Consider the following 19439-nt stretch of genomic DNA (forward strand, 5'->3'; position numbering starts at 1 on the left):
TCAGGCCGTTTCGGCGATCTCGTCGTTGGAGCCAGGGAGCCAGCTGAGGTCGTGTTCGTCCGCGGCGTCCGCAGCGCATTGCGCTCGCGGCGGCGAGTGTTCTGCTCACGGCATGTGGCGCCGGGGACGAAGCGGACATCGACGCCCTCGTCGAGGGCATCGGGATGGACTCTCGCAGGTCGGACACACTGCGAACGCCGCCAGCGGAGATGTCCGAATACGGATCCCTCCCGCAGTCGCCTCGACGGACCGTCGTTGACAGCAGACTCATCCGCGGAAGGAAGACTATGACGAGGGCGCTGTTGTGAAGGTGTTCATGGCTTCTACGCTCGTCGACACGAGGTTGCTGCGGCCGGTGGATCGCGCGAAGACCCGCTGCCCTATGGGTTGTTCGCAACTGAGCATGTCGCGGGTTGCGACATCGCCGTCGATGGTGTTGGCGAGGAAGCGCCGGCCGTCTTCAAGTCTCCCGACAACGATGCCGGTCTGGTCCGTGCGGCCGTACCCGGTGGTGTAGCTTTCGACGACAGCCCATCCGTCAGCCGTGTCAACTGTTGAAATACTCAGTGCCGCATCGAGTCCCGCTTGGATCTCGGTGCTGTGATTGTGACGCCATTCCACTGGCTTGGTCGAATAGACGCCGACGGAGTACTTGCTGAGGTAGCCCCCATTAGCGCCGACAAGACCATACGAGCCGGGCGCTGATCGCAGTCGGGTGACCGTTTCGGCGATTGCGTGCATCGAATAGTTGTTGCCGGCGCCTCCGAAGAAGGGCAGGCCACCGCTTGCGGTGAGATGCCGTGGATCGGTGGGACTCAGTCCGAGTCCATCGCAGATATTGAAGACCGCAATCGGGAAACAGCTGTAGAGGTCGAACGATGAAAGCTGTGTGGCCCTGATACCAGCGACATCCAAGGCGTGGCCGATAGCCGCGATGGCCGCCGGGCTCGTGCTGAGGTCAGGGCGGGCCAGGAGATCCTTTTCGCGAAGGTCTCCGTGGCCATGAAGGAAGACCCATTTCGATTCCGGTATACCAAGAGTCCTTGCAGTGCCGACAGACATGATGAGTAGGGCCGCACCTTGATTGACCTGATCTCGCGAAACCATGAACCGCGGATAGGGATCGGCGATCATGCGATTGCGCTCGGTGACCGTGGCCAGCTCTGCCGCGGTCCGTTCGGTCGGGGCCGCCGCATGCACGTTCCTCGCCGCGACTGCGGTGAACGGTTCAAAGAGTTGCCCCATGGACAGTGCGTAGTCGGCGCGCGTTTGTTCTAGCCGAGCACGACGAGCGTTCTCGAACAGGGCGTATCGAGGTGGTGCGCCGATGAGTCCGTGCTTCGTCTCGGACTCCGATACCAGGCCTTCCAATCCGTAGCCGCGATCCTCGAGCTGCCCGCCGCGATCCTCGGTGAAGTCGGGTCGTCGCTCGGCCTGGGCGAGATGGCGGACTGTGGAGATTGCCTCGGCCCCGAAGATCAGGGTTACTCCAGAACCTGTCCGTGCGATGGTCCCGGCCATCTCGGTTACCAGCTTTTGGGGAGCTTGGCCGCCGCTGACTTCCAGGATTGCGCGCCGCGGATCTGCGCCGATCCGATCCGCGACCGATCTGGGATAGTTGTCCGATCGACCCAACGGTGCGAGTGCGATCGGCGTCGAGTTCTCGAATTGCCTTATGCCGGCCACGGTATCGATCTGCGCGGTGATCGACCGGGGATCTACACCACAGTCCGCTATCGCGGCTCTGGCAGCTTCCGCTGCCAGCTCCACGGGACTCAGCTGCCTGTAGTTCGGTCGATCGATGTGGTCGGACACTTGGCCCACCCCCACTATGACTGGGGTATGAGGGTCTAGGTCGTGCACAAGAGCCATCCTTCCCGGGATGCCGAGTTCGTTAAATACGGTCAGGGCTGGAATAATTTTTCCCATTGCCGGGAGTACTGTTCAATCCGCTCCGGCGTCAGGTCGGCCGTATCCGGCGACTTGATGTCTTGCGCGCGTGCGACCGCTGCCGGAATATCAGGCAGTGTCGCGGCGTACCCGTTGTTCAATGCCGTTTGGCCCTGCTGGGTGACCATAAAATCGGCAAGCACCTGGGCTGCGTTCGGGTGCGGTGCCACCTCGAGAACATGGCTGTACCACGGTGTCCCCCAGGGGTTTTCCGGGAGTGTCCAGCCGACCGGCGCCCCGGCGGCGATCTCGGTCACCAATGGCTGGACCGCCGGCGCGACGACGACTTCACCCGACGCCAATGCTTGACCGATCGCGATTGCGCTGGGAAAGACACGCGGCTTCAGTGCTGCCAGTTTCTGCCAATAGTCTTCGCCGAAAGTTTTGGAATAGTATCGGTATAGATCGACGTAAGATGCAATTCCGGCCGGGTTCACGATGCCGATTTTGCCGGTGTATTCAGGTTTGAGAATATCTCGGGGACTCTCGAGCCCCTGCGGAACGCTTGTGGTGTTCCAGCCGAGCGCGAAGACTGCGGCGCTGGTGAGGAAAAACCGGTCTTTGATCACGCTTTTTTCGGGTTTGTAAGCAGGACTATTCAGGCTCGGCCCCACCAATTCCGTCGAATATGCGCCCGAATCGGATGCGGCCTTGATCCATGCCGCGTCCGTCACCATGTGAACGTCGGCAATTCCCTTCTTGATCCGATTCTCGATCTCTACGCGGGGGTTGATGTCGGCGTCTGTTCCGCGGACGAATTGCATGCTGATCTGCGGGTATTTCGCCTCGAAGGACGCCTTCAGCCTTTCTAGGTTGGCAGGCTTCTGGCTCGAATAGAGCAGTACGCTGCCTTCCTTGTTTGCGGCTGCGACGACGTCGTCCCAACTCCCGTCTATCGGCCCGGTCGACGACGTGCCGGTACCACACGCCGCCAGGCTCAACGAGGCGAGAATCGCGGTGGCAATGGTAAATGTTCTGAAGCGAGTTTTCATTCGTCAGTCCTCCTCGAGGTCTGATCTGTTATACATTGCTGGTCCATCTTTCTCGGGTGGGCGATTATTCATTTCCCCGCCCAGATGGGTGACCGCTTTTCGGCAAAGGCGCGGACTCCCTCGGCGGAGTCTTCGCTACTCATCACTCCGTGTGCTTCATGCTTTGTCCGTGTCCATGAGTGAGCTTCTGTTTCATAGGAACCGTCGCTGATCGCTCTCGCTATCCGCTTGGTCGCTCGGACCGCAAGTGGAGCGTTCGCGCTGATGCGTTCGGCGATCTCGAGCGCGGTTTCGAGTAGTTTGTCGGCCGGCACCACTCGGTTGGCCAGACCTAGCTCCAGTGCGCGCGCCGCTGTGATGTGCTCACCTGTCAGTGCCAGTTCGAGGGCTACTTTTGGTGGGATCTGCGCGGCGAGACGGAAGGCGCCACCCGCGCCGGCGATCACCCCGCGGGTCACCTCGGGCAGGCCGAACGTCGCTGTATCGGAGGCGACCAGAAGATCACTGGCCAAAGCTATTTCGGTGCCACCGCCCAACGCGAAACCGTTGACCGCAGCAATTGTCGGCACCGAGACAGCGTGACGAACGTACCCGGCGAATCCCCACGGGCCATCGGAACCGATTTTCTCGCCACGGGCAAGGGCTTTGAGGTCGGCACCCGCGCAGAATGCCTTGTTTCCCGCCCCGGTCACGATGATCGCGCGGATGTCGTGATCGCTGTCCGCGTCGGCCAGTGCCCGGCCCAACTCGTCCGCGACGCTCTTGTTGATGGCGTTGCGTGCCTCTGGCCGATTGATGGTCAGTATGAGTACATGTCCACGACGTTCCTCGAGTAGTGGCGTGGGCAGGCTTCCCGCATTCGGAGTGTGCTCAGTGCTCGGTGTTGTCATGCGTTGTCACTTCCTGTTGTGTGAGTTCGGGTTTCAGGCGATGTGTCCGTCACGGTTCGCCGGCGGTGGCACGTTCTCTTCGAGGACCCCGGCGGCGAGGAGTTCGTCGACCTGGTTGGGTGCCAGATTGAGCAACCGTTCGGCGATCGCGCGTGTCTGTTGGCCGAGTAGCGGAGCCGGACGTAGCTCTACATCGGGGATATTCGTGAAATGGCCAGGGGTGTTCTCGCTCGGCAGGAGGTGGTCGACCAGAGGGTGTGACGCCACAGTGAACGCGCCTCTGTCGAGCAGATGTTCGTCGTCGAGAAGATCAGCGACCCGCAGCATCATGCCTGCCGGGACACCAGCACGCTGCAGTACCTCAGTGGCCTCGCGTGAAGTCCGGGATTTCGTCCATCGGGTGACGAGCCTGTCAATAACAGTGCGGTTGGCTACTCTGCATTCGGCCTTGTCGAATCGGGGATCGTGGGCCAGTGAAGGATGGCCGAGACTCTCGACCAATCTTTTCCAGTCAGTGGAATCGCGGATGTCGATGACGAGCCACTCGTCGTCACCGGATGCGGCATATACACCGCGCGGAGCATCAGCGGCCCGCCCGTCCCGATAGCGAACTGCACTGCCGGGCAAGAGGAATTCCAACGCCAAGAGGTCGGCGCTCTGCGACAGGATCACCTCTGCCTGCGCAATATCGACTTTTCCACCGCGTCCGGTCCGTCGGCGTCGGATCAGTAACGACACAACTCCGAGTGCTGCGACGCGAGCGGACGCGTGGTCGGGGTATGTAGTCGCCGTGTCCGAGAAGCTGTCCACCCCATCGTCGTACCGCCACAAGGCGCTCAATCCCGTTGAGGCTCGTACGAGAGGGCCGTATCCGAGCCGGCCACTCCACGGACCCTCGCGTCCGAAGGCGCTGGACTCGGCAACTATGATCCGCGGATTGACTCTTGCGAGCTCGGCATATGACAGTCCGAGCTTGTTCATCGTGCCAGGCTTGAAGTTCGACAGAATGACGTCGGACGTCGCGACCAACTGCTTCATCAATTGCCGGCCCTCGGCCGAGCGAAGGTTGATTCCGATGCTCTGCTTGTTGCGGTGGCCGCGGGCCACCACGGGACTGACGAGATCGCTTGTGGTGGATTGCCTGCTGCCATCAGGAAACAGCGAGCTTTCGATCTTGATGACCTCTGCGCCCATGTCAGCGAGCAGTCGGCCGGCCTCGCCTCCGGCAACGATTACACCCAGGTCGAGTACCCGGATGCCCTCGAGCGGACGTCGCAGCCTCTCCGGCACCCGAGACGGGAACTCATCGGACTCCAGTTCGGGCAAGGCGGTGAAGATGTCGGTGTTGTGCTCGCCGTGACCGGGTGCAGGTGTACGAACCCCCATCCGCCGACCGTCGAACTCGATCATGCCATTGGGGACACGCAGCACACCCTCTGCAGTTTTGATATCAACGAAAGTGCCCCGCGCTCGGTAGTGCTCTGCTTCGAACACCTCGCCGACATCGAGAAGCGCTGTGCAGGGCACGCCGAATTGCTGAGCTTCGGCGACAACGGCGTCGCGAATCTTAGGTGCGATGAATCCGGATATGATCGAATAAAGCAGCGTTGCAATGGAATAACGCTCTTCTAGACGTTCTAGCGCAGGATCGGACAGCGCCGTCGGCCTACCCAGCCATTCGAATACACCATGCCATTGACGCGGGCTCAGAATGCACAACCGGACATACCCGTCGGTGCAGGCAAAGATCGGGTATCGGTGTCTGACATCCGGCCGGCCGCGTGGTGCATCCGAGGTCGACGTTCCACCCGCAGCCGAACCGGCCATCCCAAAGCCCGGGTCGATGATTTGAACGGTACTTTCAAGAACTGATACATCGACGTCGTCTCCCACACCGGAGTGAAGACGGTTGTAGTACGCGAGGACTGCGGCCCATGCGGCTGTCAGTGCGGCAGACTCCGTTGCCATCACCCCTGGAGGCAACAGCGGTTGACGGCCGGGAAGCCCCGACCGCGACAGCAGGCTGCTCAGGGCGTAGTGGACGGCGTCCGTACCGACCCAGGTCCGGTACGGTCCACTGCGCCCGAAGTCACTGATCGAGACGATGACAAGACCTGGAAAGCGATGTCGTAGAGACCCCAGATGGACCCCCAGTTCCTCGAGTCTCGCGGTGCCCAGACCTTCGATGAGAATGTCGGCACTTTGCACGAGGCGCTGAAAGAGGTTCTGCCCCGATGGGTGGGTCAGATCAAGCGCTACCCCGCGTTTGTTGAGATTGTGCGTTTCGAAGTAGATGCTCATCGCGCCGAACACAGGTTGCTGGGTACGAGAGAGCGCGCCGGTTGCGGGCTCGACCCTGACAACGTCCGCACCCATGTCCGCGAGAAGCCGCGCCGCGGTCTCTCCGCAGCCGTCTGTGAGCTCGATGACTCTGACCTCGGACAAAGGCAGGGGGTCGATCCCTGCGGATTGCTGCGTGGAAGTCATGAGAGAACTGTCGCAGCCGAATCTGGACTTGAACATCGCTGTTTACGACACGATCAGGTTCGCCAGAACGCATCGTCTTTCTTGTCTATTGACGACCACGATGACGGACTCCATGCTTTGATCGTGGATTTACCCCAATTGCGGTGCTTCGTCACAGTCGCCGAGGAACTGCACTTCGCCAGGGCTGCCGAACGACTTCACCTGACACCGTCGCCGGTCAGTCGCATGGTGAAGGACCTCGAACACAAACTTGGCGGCGCACTGTTTGTTCGGCGGCATCACGAGGTCCAGTTGACCGCGTTTGGTGAAGCCCTTGTGGTGCGGGTCCGAAAGATTCTGATGGACGTCGACGAACTGACCACGATCGCAGACACTTTCAGAGACGTACCCCCGACTGTACGAATCGGCGGAACACATCTGTCGCCGCCTGCGGTGGCCGACCGGTTCATCGAGGTGACCGAAGCTGCGGTACCCGATGCGTCGGTACTTTACCGATCGGCTCGATCCGTTGATCTTCTTCCGTCCCTCGAGAGGGGCGAGCTTTCGGCGGCACTGGTTCACTTGCCACTGAACAACCCAGCGCTGGACAGCATCGTGATCAGCCGTTACGAGCTCATGGTGGCGATGCGCGCAGATGATCCGCTTGCGCAGCGCGATGAACTCACATTGGCGGATTTGGCGAATCGCGAGATCGTTCTCCGGCCGGCCACCCCTCAGCCGTTGGCGCTGAACAGGCTTCATCAGCAGCTTGCCGAAGCCGGTATTCGCAACTTCCACCGGATGGATGAGAATGATCCAGCCATGCTCGCGAGCTACATTCGTCATAGCCGCGGACTCGCACTTACCTACGATCCCGCGACCGGTGGGGCAGCGAGCGTATTTGCAGACCCCGCCTTCAGGGTGATTCCACTGGCCAGCGGAGAGCTCGAGTTCTTGTCAGGGATCGCGTGGAATATCAAAGCGGCCGAGCACGACCCCGTCATCGCTGCGATCGTCGACGCGATACGCGATGAGTGGTCGCACCTCTCGGCAACCTCGGAGTCCGAGTTGCTCCACCATCGACCTTCCCAACCGGTTTCGAACCCATCGAGGTGAGCCGGTGTCGGCGGCCTGGTCCGATGACCGCCGCCGACGACGATGTGCATTGCATTCGGCCCGGTGGGTCGGCGCTTACTGCACCACACACCCTGGGGCCTCGGGGGTGCCGGCGAAGCGGTCGGCGAGGAAGTTCATGCCGCCGATGGCTTCGCCCGCGGCCGCTCCGATGTGCGTCGGGAACAGCGAGTGGATCGCGGTGAGGGTGGCGCCCTGAGTGCAGTAGGCATCGACGAGTGCGGTGTAGCCGGCGACGGGGATCTTCTCGTCGGCGACACTGTGGTACAGGTAAAGCGGGGTGTCGGGGGCCGTGCCGCCGAGTTCGTTGGGCGTGGCCGCGTTGCGGAAAGCGGAACTCGCTAGCAAGTTCGGGACTGCGGCGAAGTCGTCGACGTGGACGTCGGGGTATTTCTGAGCCAGATCCGCACTGCAGGAGGACGTGTCCGAGGCGACCAGCGCGCGGTGGCCCCGGTCGTTCAGCAAGCCGGCCAGCTGGGAGTCGGGTTCATTGCGGGCCAGCCCGAGCAGGATCAATATCGCGCCCACGGCGCCGTCGGCGCGTTGTGCCATGGTCGGGATATCGGTGGGGACTCCGCCGGCGCTGGTGCCGACGATCCGCACGTCTGGTGCGTATTCCTGACGCAACTGCGTGGCCCACAGCGTGGCGAAGGCTCCGGCCGAGTATCCCCAGGTGCCGATCGGGCTCGAGGCATCGATACCGGCCGGCGCAAAGGACCGTGCGGCCCGGATTCCGTCCAGGACTCCACGCCCCGATGTCACGCCGTCGAAGAGCCGGGACTGCGGCCCCTCGTAATCGCTGACCACGACGGTCCATCCGCGCAGCAGCGCGTCCGCGATGAACGGCGCATCCTGCATGGTGCTCGCCATGTCGTCGACGGTTCCGCCACGCAGCGTGGACGACGGCGCGCACCGGGAGTCGAGACTGTTCTCGGGTACCTGATACGACAACACCGGCCGCGGCCCGATCGAGGGCATCGATGGCACCAGCACCGTCGTCACGTTCAACTGCGGATGCTCTTCGGAATCGGTTGTGCGATACCGTAATTGCCACGTTGTCACTGGTAGTGGCAGACCGAGCAGTGCGATCGGCCGCGAACCGAGCACCGCTCCGTTCGGATGCGATGCGAGGTCGGCGGGTGCGGCATAGAAGGGATCGTCATCAGGGGACAACACTGCGGCTTGCGCGACCGGCATCGACAAGGCTGCCGACAGCATGGCCATGGCGAGCGCGAGGATCGTCAGACATTGCCGACCGATCCGCCACCACATCACTGGTTGCCGACGCGCGCTGGCGACCGGCAGACCATGCACACCGGTAGCCGAACACGCTGTGCGGCAAGCATTTTTCCAATATGTCGATAACGCATTTCCGGATTTCATCGCGCCTCCCGCGTCCACCTATTCGACGCGCAGGCACTGTGGGCCCGCACCGACCCGCGCTACACTCGTTTGAGTTGCAGGTCACATTAAGATAACGACTGCATGCACGATAGCATAACGAATCCACGCACACTGCTTGAAAATTTGCCGACAACTGTTACATCCGCCCCGCAAAGGGAGAAGGTTCGCTGGACCGGGGCCGAATCCGGCGCGGGTGCCGGCCTCGACATGGCGGGCAATTTCTCGGCATACGCCGCTTCGTGTCAGTCTGCGATCCGTAGACGACGTCGACGTCGACGCGCCACGCAAAACCGCATGTCGGAGGCGCAACCGATGTGACCGGTGTAAGCATGAGTGGCTGACCGTGGAAACCTTTGCTTCGCCGAGCCGGTTTCAGCAAACGGCAGTAGGGTCCTCGTTCGAGGCCCCGGAAAATGGCTGTGCGGCGGAAACAGGATGTGTACACGGAGATCGCGAGCAGGAGATACGATGCCGATACGTTGGATTCGATGGCTGGTGCTGGGGGTTATATCGGCAGCCGCATTCACCACATTGCCCATGGGACCGGCAAGTGCCGATCCGGTCGATGACATCCCGGGTGGGCTGGAGTCGTTCTATCACCAGCAGCTGGACTGGAAGCCGTGCAACGACGCGGTTCTCGACGATGCGGGTGCCCAGTGTGCCGGCGTTGTCGTACCGCTCGACTACAATCGACCGGACTCACGCACGCTGACCGTAGCGATCTCGCGCATCCCGGCCACCGACCCGGCCCGCAGGCGCGGGATCATGCTGTCCAACCCCGGCGGTCCCGGCGGTCCGGGCCTGAGCATGATGACAGAACTCCGGGATCGGCTCACACCGGATGTACGTGCCCAGTACGACCTGATCGGCATGGACCCGCGTGGTATCGGCCGATCGGACCCGATGAGTTGTGCGCTGCCGATGCCCAGCCTGTTGTTCTCGGCCGGTTTCGATGCCTTCGGCTACGCGCGCGACGCCACCCTGGCCGCCGCCCTCGCGGCTTCCTGCGTAGTACCCGATCCCGAGAAGGCCCGCGACATCACCACCCGCAATACCGCCCGGGACATGGATGTCATCCGCGGCGCATTCGGTGAACGCGCGCTCAACTATTACGGCAACTCCTATGGCACCTACCTGGGCGCGGTGTACACACAGATGTTCCCTCAGCGCAGTGACCGGATCGTGCTGGACAGCGCCATCGACCCGGACCGCTACTGGATCGGCACGTACCAGGATATGGGCGCCACCAACGAAGCCGGGCTCGACGACTGGGCGATCTGGGCGGCCCGCCACGACGCCGACTACCACTTCGGCAGCAGCGGACCGCAGGTCCGAGCCTTTGTCGAGGACATGATCCGACGTGCCGCCGCGCATCCGGTCATCGGCAACGGGTATCTCATCGATGAACACACCGCACCGATGATGCTGCTGGCGATGTTGTCGAATCCGCAGTTGAACACCAAGCTCGCCGAGGTCGTGCGGGTCATAGCCGACGCAGTGTCCGGGCTGCCCTTCGACATGGAGCAGCTGAAAACGAAGATGAGCGGCCGCGCTCCGACGGACGCCTCGGGCATGGCCGCGGTTCTGTGCGGGGACAAGGCCGCACCGCGAGATCCGGCCTGGTATCTCCGCAACATCGAAAGCGTCCGGGCGACCCAACCGGTGTTCGGCGCGTTCGCCAACAACATCACCGCCTGTGCGTTCTGGCCGGAACCGATCGAGCCACCCACCGCCGTGCACAACTCGACACCAGCCCTGATCTTGCAGGCAACCCGCGATACCCGCACCGCCTACCAGCAAGGCGTTGCGCTGCACCAGGACCTGACAGCGTCACGAATGGTCACACTGGCCGACACTCGCGTTCACAGCATCTTCGGCGTCGGCCTGAGCCCCTGCGTGAACGACATCGTCAACACCTACTTCCGTGACGGCACCCTCCCCGGCGCCGACCTCACCTGCCGGCCCGACCCCAACTATCTCGCCAACTAGGTGCCCAGCACGATCCATTCGGAAGGGCATGATCGCGCCGCGTCCAGCGGCGGACGGGTGACGGTTCTGGTCCTGTTGCCGCAGGTTCGTGCCCCCGGCGGGGCGTGTCGAACATGGACCGGGGATTTCTCAGCGGACAGTGGTTGAAGCTGACTTCGTGTTGTCGGGCGATTGATCGAATGGGCTTGGGCACCATGGTCGAGCGTGCCGGTGGCGGGGTTCCGCGTCACCGGGGGCACTGCCACACCTGCCGCAGTCAGGTCCACCGCATCCTCAGTGCTGCAAGCTATCCCGGAACTCGGCTAGCGGCCCCACGGGCACGTTCTACGTCAGCGTTTTCCGGTGCTCCTGCCGGAAGGCAATGTGCTCGTCGCTTCGCCCTTCCTGCAGCTTGCGGACCCACTCGGAGTCGGCGAGAAGGGCGCGGCCGAGTGCGACGAGATCGAATTCGCCGTTGTCGTGCTGTTTCAGGAGTCGATCGATGCCGGTGACGTTCGAATCTCCCCTGCCGGTGAAGGAGGTGGTAAATACCTCGTCGAGGCCGACGGAACCGACGGTGATCGTGGGCAGTCCCGTGATCTTCTTGGTCCATCCGGCCAGTCCCATTTCGCCGTCTGTGCCCGATAATTCAGGGAAGGCTGGTTCCCAGTGCCTGCGGGTGGACGGGTGCAGAACGTCGACACCTGCTCGGACGAGCGGGGTGAGCACGCGGGCGAGTTCGTCGGGTGTGGCCGCGATACGCGCGTTGAAGTCACTGGATTTCCACTGCGAGTACCGGTACACGATCGCTAGGTCCGGGCCGACGGCTTCGCGGATCGCCGCGACGACCTCGGCGGGAAAACGGACGCGGGCCTCGAGTGTGCCGCCGTAGTTATCGGAGCGGAGATTGGTTCGTTCCCAAAGGAATTGGTCGAGCAGGTAGCCATGTGCGCCGTGCAGTTCGATGCCGTCGAATCCGGTGGCCTTCGCGTTGACGGCGGCGCTGACCCAGGCGTTGCGCAATGCGTCGAGGTCGGATGCGGTCAGTGCGCGGCCGGCGTCGGTGCCGTCGAGGCCGAGTCCGGACGGGCTGACGGATTCGACATCGGGATTGAGTTCGGGCTCGTCACCCCGACTGACGCCGAGATGCCACAGCTGCGGGATGATCTGCCCGCCTTCGCCGTGCACGGCGTCGACGACCGCTTTCCAGCCTGCGAGGCTTTGCTCCCCGTAGTGGCGCGGCACCGCAGTATCGGGGCCTGCGGCCGGGTCAGGAATGTAGGTGCCCTCAGTGATGATCAGTCCCACACCGCCTGCGGCGCGCCGTCGATAGTACTCGGCGACATCCCTGGTGGGGATTCCGTCCGGCGAGCACATTCGAGTCATCGGCGCCATCGCGAATCGATTGCGCAGGTGCAGCGACTTCACATCGAACGGTTCGAACAGGCCGTCCACGGGCTGCGATGTATCGCTCACAATCAGGTGGAACGTCGGCCATCTCGATCGCTATTCCGTCGTGTGACATTCACGACCTGCGCCGGGGCGAATTGCCCGGCGGCGGCGATCCAGCCGGGTTTCGCTCAGGACGCCTGCCTCGTCGTTGGTGAGTCGTCGCTGTCGGCGGGTGTTTGTGCCGTTGGCGTGGAGGATGCTGGCTTTGGCGAGCTTCCGGCGGCGAGCTGGTTTCTGGATGAACCGGAGGTACTCAGCGCGGTGGCCGAGCACTTCAACCAGGAATCGTGGTATCTGACCGATTCCTGGGATGTTCAACGAGTGGTCGACGCGTACGGCCAGCCCGATCTCCTGCGAGCCTTGTGTGAGGGCGGAGTGTGTCGGGTCGGCCTGCGCGGCAGCTCGGGTATCTCCGACCCGCTGATTGTGGTAGAAATCCAGCCTGACTGCCTCCCGAGTTCGCCGACTCTTCGCAATACCCGAGGAACCCACCTGACATGCTCGCGATCGATGACGCCATCACCCTGACAACGGTTTACGACTGCCCACACGACACCGAGCACCTGCAGCACCACCGGCCGCTACCGCAGGAGGTGCCGGTCCGATGAGCGTCCTGATCGTCGGCTCCGGCCACAACGCACTGGTAGCAGCGTGCTATCTCGCTCGGGCGGGGCAGCGGGTGGAGGTGCTCGAGCGGGACGAGGTGCTGGGCGGCGCGGTGTCGACCGTCGAGCGGTTCCCGGGGCATCTGGTCGATCGGGGCTCGTCGGCGCACCTGATGATCCGGCACACAGGGATCATCGAAGACCTGGAGCTGCATCGCTACGGCTTGCGTTATATCGACTGTGACCCTTGGGCTTTCGCACCAGCACCGGCCGGGAGCGAACAGCCGCCGATCGTATTTTATCGTGATCTGGATCGCACCTGCGCGTCGATCGAAGCCGCCTGCGGTGCGCGGGACGCCGACGCGTATCGGCGATTCGTGCGGATATGGGGCCCACGCAGCCGGCAGCTGATGCGGTCGTTCTCGAGCCGGCCGGGACCCGGCGGGCTCATGCGCGCGTTCTGGCGACTGGACATCCGCGGCGCCGACGACGCGGTTCGCGGTGGCGCCGCCATGTCGCGGGATTTCCTGCAGGCCGGGGATGCGTTGCTGGACAGCATGTTCGACAACGAGCGGCTGAAGGCGGCCCTGGCTTGGTTCGGGGCGCAGTCGGGACCGCCGATGTCGGAACCGGGCACCGCGCCGATGGTCGGGTTCGCGGCGCTCATGCACACCCTGCCGCCGGGGCGCGCGGTGGGCGGCAGCGGCGCGCTGAGCGCGGCGCTGGTCGCCCGCCTGAAGTCCGACGGCGGGACGGTCTCGGCCGGCGACGCGGTCACCGAGCTACGGCGTGACGGCGACGGCTGGCAGGTGCGCACGGCGTCCGGCCGAAACCTGCACGCCCGCACGGTGATCGCGGGTGCGCACATCCTCACCACGCTGGACCTGCTGGAAAACGGCGGATTCGATGCCGGCACGCTGGACGGCTGGCGCCGCCGTATCCGGGTCGGGCCGGGCATCGGCATGGTGGTCCGGGCGGCCACCGACGCCCTGCCCGCCTATCCCGGCGCCTCGGCCGCAGAGTCGGCGCATGGACTGCAGCTGCTGGTGACCGACCGGCGGCAACTGCGGCAGGCGCACGGCGCCGCGCTGGCCGGCGACCTGCCGCCGCGGCCGGTGGTGCTGGCGATGAGCTTCAGCGCGCTCGACCCGTCGATAGCGCCGGCCGGGCAGCATCAGCTGTCGCTGTGGGCGCAGTGGCATCCGTACCGGCTCGCCGACGGCAGCGACTGGTCCGCGCACGCCGACCGCGAAGGTGATCGCATCATCGGCGAAGTCGACGCGCTCGCACCGGGTTTCGCCGCGTCCGTGCGGGAGCGGTTCGTGCAGACACCCGTCGACCTCGAGCGGGAGATGGGGTTGCGCGGCGGCAACGTGATGCACGTGGAGATGTCGCTGGACCAGATGTTCTTCTGGCGCCCATTGCCGGAGATGTCGGGGCAACGGGTTCCCGGCGCGCCCGGACTTTACCTCACCGGCGCCTCCACCCATCCCGGTGGCGGAGTGTCCGGGGCGAGCGGGCGCAGCGCAGCCAACCTGGTTCTGCGCGACCTACGGCGTGGTCGGACACCCCGGTTCGGCCGGCGGTGACGGGTCGAATCAGGTATCGCGCCCCGCGCCGGTGAGATCGTCGATGGCGGCGAGGTCCGCGGCGGCCACCCAGCTGCCGTGGAAACCCGAGGGCACCCGATGGGGCAGGGACACGACCGCGACCGGTGGGCCGGCGAAGTCGCGGGCATCGAGGATGACCAGATCGCTGGCATCACGCGCTGTGTCGTAGACGTAGCTCATGACCCAGCCCTGCCCTTCCTGCGGCCCGTCGGGCACGAATACCGGCTGGCTGGGCACCATTCCCGCGCCGAAATCGTGGGTGAGCACGACGTCGGTGTCCAGGTCGCGCTGCACGAGCATGACCGGGACGCTGAATCCGTCCGCGTCGTACCGGTCCCGGGGGCGGAACTGGGCGGAGTACACGTACCGATGCTGCTTGCCCACTCGCCTGTCGTCCAGGGACGGCAGCTCCTCGTAGCGGTCGTCGATCTGGGATTCGGTTACCGTGCCGGTATCCAGGTCGAGCACCCAGCGCCAATACACGGCTCCTCGGGCGATCGGATTGGGCGGGGCGTCGTCGAACATGCGGTCGTACCGCATGGCTTCGACAGTCACCTTCGGGCCGACCTCGTAGGCGTTGACAATGTGGAAGACGAAACCCGCTGCCACCTCGAACCACCGGATGTCCTGCCCCCGTCCCTCGCGCGGCAATACACCGAAACGGCTGGTGTGCTTGGGCTCCCAGCAATAGGGCACCCGCCCCAGAACTATCCGCGTCGGCTTGAATACCACCGGAAGGTCTAGTACCACGATATGGTTCTCGGTGAGCGCGAAATCGTGCATCATCGGCCGTTTCGGCACGTCGATGCGCTCCACCTTGCGAACCCGGCAGTTCGTGTCGACGATCAGATATTCGGCGTAGGGCCGAATCGGGTTGTACGCGATCGCGAACAGCTCCCCGGTGACCGGATCGCGCTTGGGATGCGCGGTGAATCCGTGCGGCAGCGTCCCGCCGAAGTTCGTGTACTCGACGGTGTCCAGTGTGGTCGACAGCCGCGCGGGGACACATCCGCCTTCGACCAGGGCCAGCAGGCTGCCGCCATGGGCGATCACATGGGTATTCACCGCATCGTTCCACACGCGACGCGGCGGCCCGGGCGGGCGAGACCCGCCGAGGGACTTCGTCACGGCCTTGGACCGGACCCACCGGCTGCGATACCACTCGGCGCGGCCGTCGGCCAAACGCACTCCGTGCAACATTCCGTCGTCGAGGAATCCGAGTATCTGGCGAGACGGGCCGGCATCGGGTAACCGATTGGGCCCGATCCGCACGAACAGCCCGTCGAGTTGTGGTGGAATCGTGCCGCGCACCGGCAGGTCGTACGCGGTCATCTCCTTGTCCACCGGCTCCCAAGCTCCCCGGTAGTACGGGCTCGTCTGTGTCATGTGCTGTTCTCGCTTCGATATCTATTGACGGACAATCTTTTTCGGCGCAATTGCGCGCAGCCGCGCAGGCGTCGCCGGATGGGTGGCGAGCACGAGACCGTTGACGACGAGCAGACTCGTGACGGCGAAGAACACCGCCTCCTCGACCGGAAGCCCCAGAATGGTGATTCCGACTGTGTATTCGGGCGAGATATGCCAGATTCCGGCGGCGATGGCGATCCGATCGGCGACCCACAGGTAGCCGACGACCGGCAGCAGGGTGCCCAACCGAATGGCCCGCCGTGTTCGCAGCAGATCCGCTCCCACCGCGCATTGGACGGCCAACAGTGGACCGAACCACACCAGCATCGAACCGAGGTAGAGGCCGCGTGAATTCGTCACAGTGACAAGGGCTCCGGCGCCGGCGACCGCACTCCATGCGATGGCCCACGCGACACGATGGCGGGCGCCGTAGTCCACGGCCGGTACGGGTCCGTCGACGCGGCTGGATTGCCACAGCGTCCACAACCCGACAAGGCACGTCTGCCCCGCCATGAACAAGTACTCCTCGAAGGGGACCCGGGCGAGGGTGGCGACGACCCGGCCCTCCGGATACGTCCAGACTCCGGTTCGGATGATCCAGCTGTCCCACGGCGCCGTCCACACCCAGGCCACCAGCACCAGCAGGGCGAGAACCGGTAGCCCGACATGGTACGGGCGGCGGAGACGATCGGGTTGCCGCAGTGTGTATCTCGTGACCGCGACGACGGCGATCAGGGGAGGCAGCACGAAGATCGCCAAGAATTGCAGATACGTCATACCTCTTCCCCGATCCCCGTCCGGGTCATGAGCTGCTCGTCCAAGCCCTGCGTGCCTGGGCATAAGCCGGCGCGGCGATCCGCACCCGGGTGGGAAGACTCACCGATACGCGACGGTCGAGTACCTCGTACCCGGCGTCCTCGACCGCTTCGAGGATCCCGCCGTAGAGTCGATACGCGACCTCTATACAAGGACGACTGGCGGGGTCGAGCATTCGAATGCCGCCGACGGCGTATGCGTAAATCCCTCGGGTGCGGTCGATTTCGAACCGCAGGAGTTCGCGCACTGCCGAGTTGACCCGTGACTGGGCGAGATCATGACGGGTGACGCCGAACTGCTCGAGATCCGCGCCCGGCAAATAGACCCGGCCGCGGGCGAGGTCTTCGGCGACATCGCGGATGAAGTTGGTGAGTTGAAAGGCCTCGCCCAGGGCTATCGCGCGAGGATAGGCCTCATCGCACAGCGGTCCGAGGATGGGCACCATCTGCAGGCCGATGACCGCGGCCGAGCCATACATGTACCCGGCGAGATCCTCGAAGGTCGGATAGTCGGTCACGGTGAGATCTGCGGCCATCGAATCGAGGAAGGCACGGATGTGGTCGAGCGGAATGTCCCAGCGGCGCATGGTATGCCGCAGCGCCGCGGTGACCTCATCACCCGGGGTAGCCGCGTCGGTTTCGGTGCCGTCGGCGAGCAGTGTGAGCACCTGCTTCGACCAGACGTCGAATTCGGCCGCGCGCGCGTCGGGCGGCCCGCTGTCGACGATTTCGTCTGCGTACCGGGCGAATCCATACAGCGCGTGCACGTACGGCCGCTTCCATGGCGGCAAAAGCAGAGTCGCCAGATAATACGTGCGCCCGTACCGGACGTGCAGGCGGCGGCAGCGGGCATACGCGCCGCGGAGCGCGGGCTCGGTGATTCCGGCAGCGTCGAGAAGGCGGCGGTCGGTGGCGTTCATCGAGGAACGCCCGAACCGGTCCGCGCCGCCGACCGTCCGGTGATCCGCTGGGCGGCGAGCCGACCACTGATCAGGGCCATGGGCACGCCGACGCCGGGATGTGTTCCCGCCCCAGCGAATACAATGTTCTCACCGACCAGGTTCGGGGTGCGGAAGGGGCCGGTCTGGCGCATGGTGTGGGCGGCGCTGAATGGGGTACCGGCCGGGCAGTCACGTTGCTGCCAATCGTGCGGTGTGAGCACGTGTTCGAATTGGGGACGCTGCGCGAGCTCGGTATAGCCGTGTTCGTTCAGTGTTTTCATGACCTGGTCGCGATAGCGGGGCCCGTCTCGGGTCCAATCCTGGTGCCCGGTCGCAGTATTGGGAGTGGGGAACAGCACGTAATAGCTTTCGTATCCGTCCGGGGCCAGCCCGGGGTCGGTGACCGAGGGCACACTGACCAGGAAGGAGGGATCGCTCATCAGCTCCCCGTCCCGGATGATCTCGTCGAAGCATTGCCGCCACGAGTCACCGAAATGGAGGTTGTGGTGGGCGGGTGCCTGGTTGCCGGTGCCGCCCCCGGCGGCTCCCGCGAGAAGCAGGAAACACGAGGGCGAGTATTTGATTCGTCGCAGACGGCGGGGCTCGCGGCCGAGGAGCCGGGGAAACGCCAGCGCCGGGTCGGCGGTCACGATGACGGCATCGGCCGGAATACGTTCTCCTCCTTGGGTGATCACCGCGCGCGCCCGTCCGTGCAGCGACACCTCGATCCGCTCCACGACGGTGTCGTACCGGAAGCTCACGCCGTGGTCGGACGCCGCGTCCGCGAGTGCGACGGGCAGAGCATGCATTCCACCTTTGGGCAGGAATACCCCGGCTTGGGTGTCAAGGTAGGAAATGATCGAGTACAGTGCGCGCGCCTGATGCGGTGCGACGCCGGCATAGAGCGCCTGGAACGAGAACAGGCGAGTGGTGCGCGGATCACGAAGATAACTGCGGACTTTGGCGTCCATGTTCCGGAACGCGCCCATCGCCGCGAGCCGAGCGAGTGCTGGCAACGGCAGATCGAACGGCCCGTCGATATTGCGATCGATGAAATCGCTGAATTCACAGTCATACAGCCGTTGCAGGAACGAGACGAATTGCCGATAGCCGTCCGCCTCACGGGAGCCACAGACGCGGGTGATCTCCTCGGTCATGGCATCGAGGTCGGCGAGTACGTCCAGCGTCGACCCGTCGCTATAGTGGGCCCGGTAGGCCGGGTGAACCGGCAGCAATTCGAGCCGGTCACCGAGATTCTCGCCGATAGCCGCGAAGGTATCGGCTATGAGGTCCGGCATGGTGAGCACGGTCGGCCCGTTGTCGAACGAGTACCCGCCGGCGGTGAACACGCCCGCTTTGCCACCCGGTTGCGCACCCTGCTCGAGGACGGTGACCGAGCGACCCGCGCCGGCGAGGTGGACTGCGGCGGACAGACCGGCGAGGCCGGCGCCGATGATCACGACATTGTCGACGTGACTGGCCACAGTGCGTGGTGAGCGCATTGCGCCCTCCTCCAAGATGCAAGAACGCCGGGGTACTCCCCCGGTCGGTGGTTTCACATAGTAGGGCGCTCGACGGTAGCGCGCTCGATGACCGAAAGCTGAATGTCCGCCAGACCCAACTCTGTTGGGGCTCACCTGTGCGAATCGTCATGGAGGCGCGAGTCCGGCCCGGCCGAGGTCGTCGCCGAGAAGCCCGGCAGCCGGTGCTGTGGCCCGCCGGTCCAACCGATGACGGGTCCAGCTCATCGCCGTCGCCAACCCGCAAACCGGCAGAAACCTTCGGCCCGCAGTACACTCACCGCG

13 protein-coding genes are annotated in these 19439 nt (G+C 64.2%); 3 read left to right on the forward strand and 10 right to left on the reverse strand.

Translation table 11 applies throughout. From position 1 onward, the window contains the following. Positions 1 to 285 precede the first annotated feature (285 nt). The 4 genes from ACLMAJ_RS23285 to ACLMAJ_RS23300 form a co-directional block, all read right to left on the reverse strand. Positions 286 to 1929, reverse strand: coding sequence for an acetyl-CoA acetyltransferase (locus tag ACLMAJ_RS23285; protein WP_412015918.1), 1644 nt, complete (start codon positions 1927 to 1929; stop codon positions 286 to 288). Next, positions 1905 to 2942, reverse strand: a complete 1038-nt coding sequence (locus tag ACLMAJ_RS23290) for an ABC transporter substrate-binding protein (RefSeq protein ID WP_412015919.1) — start codon at positions 2940 to 2942, stop codon at positions 1905 to 1907. Before ACLMAJ_RS23290 ends, ACLMAJ_RS23285 begins: the two co-directional genes overlap by 25 nt. A 68-nt stretch (positions 2943 to 3010) precedes the next feature. Further along, complete coding sequence (locus tag ACLMAJ_RS23295; protein WP_412015920.1) at positions 3011 to 3832, reverse strand: crotonase/enoyl-CoA hydratase family protein; 822 nt, start codon at positions 3830 to 3832, stop codon at positions 3011 to 3013. Positions 3833 to 3865: 33 nt separating this feature from the next. After that, positions 3866 to 6319, reverse strand: a complete 2454-nt coding sequence (locus tag ACLMAJ_RS23300) for a CaiB/BaiF CoA transferase family protein (protein WP_412015921.1) — start codon at positions 6317 to 6319, stop codon at positions 3866 to 3868. A gap of 81 nt (positions 6320 to 6400) precedes the next feature. Here ACLMAJ_RS23300 and ACLMAJ_RS23305 point away from each other — a divergent pair, with 81 nt between their 5' ends. Continuing rightward, positions 6401 to 7414 carry a LysR family transcriptional regulator gene (locus tag ACLMAJ_RS23305; protein WP_412015922.1) on the forward strand — a complete coding sequence of 338 codons (1014 nt, stop codon included), beginning with the start codon at positions 6401 to 6403 and terminating at the stop codon, positions 7412 to 7414. Positions 7415 to 7489: 75 nt separating this feature from the next. On the opposite strand, the gene ACLMAJ_RS23310 is transcribed toward ACLMAJ_RS23305, so the two are convergent. Next, on the reverse strand, positions 7490 to 8746 hold the full coding sequence (locus ACLMAJ_RS23310; RefSeq protein WP_412015923.1) for a lipase family protein: 1257 nt from the start codon (positions 8744 to 8746) through the stop codon (positions 7490 to 7492). Between the two features lie 558 nt (positions 8747 to 9304). Here ACLMAJ_RS23310 and ACLMAJ_RS23315 point away from each other — a divergent pair. After that, on the forward strand, positions 9305 to 10825 hold the full coding sequence (locus ACLMAJ_RS23315; protein ID WP_412015924.1) for an alpha/beta fold hydrolase: 1521 nt from the start codon (positions 9305 to 9307) through the stop codon (positions 10823 to 10825). Positions 10826 to 11149: 324 nt separating this feature from the next. Here ACLMAJ_RS23315 and ACLMAJ_RS23320 read toward each other — a convergent pair whose 3' ends face one another. Further along, complete coding sequence (locus ACLMAJ_RS23320; RefSeq protein WP_412015962.1) at positions 11150 to 12286, reverse strand: NADH:flavin oxidoreductase; 1137 nt, start codon at positions 12284 to 12286, stop codon at positions 11150 to 11152. A gap of 574 nt (positions 12287 to 12860) precedes the next feature. Between ACLMAJ_RS23320 and ACLMAJ_RS23325 the strand changes: the two genes are divergently transcribed. Further along, a complete protein-coding gene (locus tag ACLMAJ_RS23325; RefSeq protein ID WP_412015925.1) occupies positions 12861 to 14450 on the forward strand; it encodes a phytoene desaturase family protein in 1590 nt (529 codons plus the stop codon). A 9-nt stretch (positions 14451 to 14459) separates the two neighbouring features. Here ACLMAJ_RS23325 and ACLMAJ_RS23330 read toward each other — a convergent pair whose 3' ends face one another. Genes ACLMAJ_RS23330 through crtI form a run of 4 tightly spaced genes read right to left on the reverse strand, consistent with a single transcriptional unit; the run spans position 14460 to position 19136 of the window. Then, positions 14460 to 15857, reverse strand: a complete 1398-nt coding sequence (locus ACLMAJ_RS23330) for a carotenoid oxygenase family protein (RefSeq protein WP_412015926.1) — start codon at positions 15855 to 15857, stop codon at positions 14460 to 14462. 21 nt (positions 15858 to 15878) lie between these two features. Next, entirely contained in the window at positions 15879 to 16655 is a 777-nt protein-coding gene (locus ACLMAJ_RS23335) for a lycopene cyclase domain-containing protein (RefSeq protein WP_412015927.1), read from the reverse strand. 25 nt (positions 16656 to 16680) lie between these two features. Continuing rightward, positions 16681 to 17613, reverse strand: a complete 933-nt coding sequence (locus tag ACLMAJ_RS23340) for a phytoene/squalene synthase family protein (RefSeq protein ID WP_412015928.1) — start codon at positions 17611 to 17613, stop codon at positions 16681 to 16683. Further along, positions 17610 to 19136 (reverse strand): phytoene desaturase family protein, encoded by a 1527-nt coding sequence (crtI, locus tag ACLMAJ_RS23345; protein WP_412015929.1) that lies wholly within the window; start codon positions 19134 to 19136, stop codon positions 17610 to 17612. Before crtI ends, ACLMAJ_RS23340 begins: the two co-directional genes overlap by 4 nt. Positions 19137 to 19439: the final 303 nt, after the last annotated feature.

The organism is Nocardia arseniciresistens (genome assembly GCF_046764875.1).
Classification (GTDB): domain Bacteria; phylum Actinomycetota; class Actinomycetes; order Mycobacteriales; family Mycobacteriaceae; genus Nocardia; species Nocardia arseniciresistens.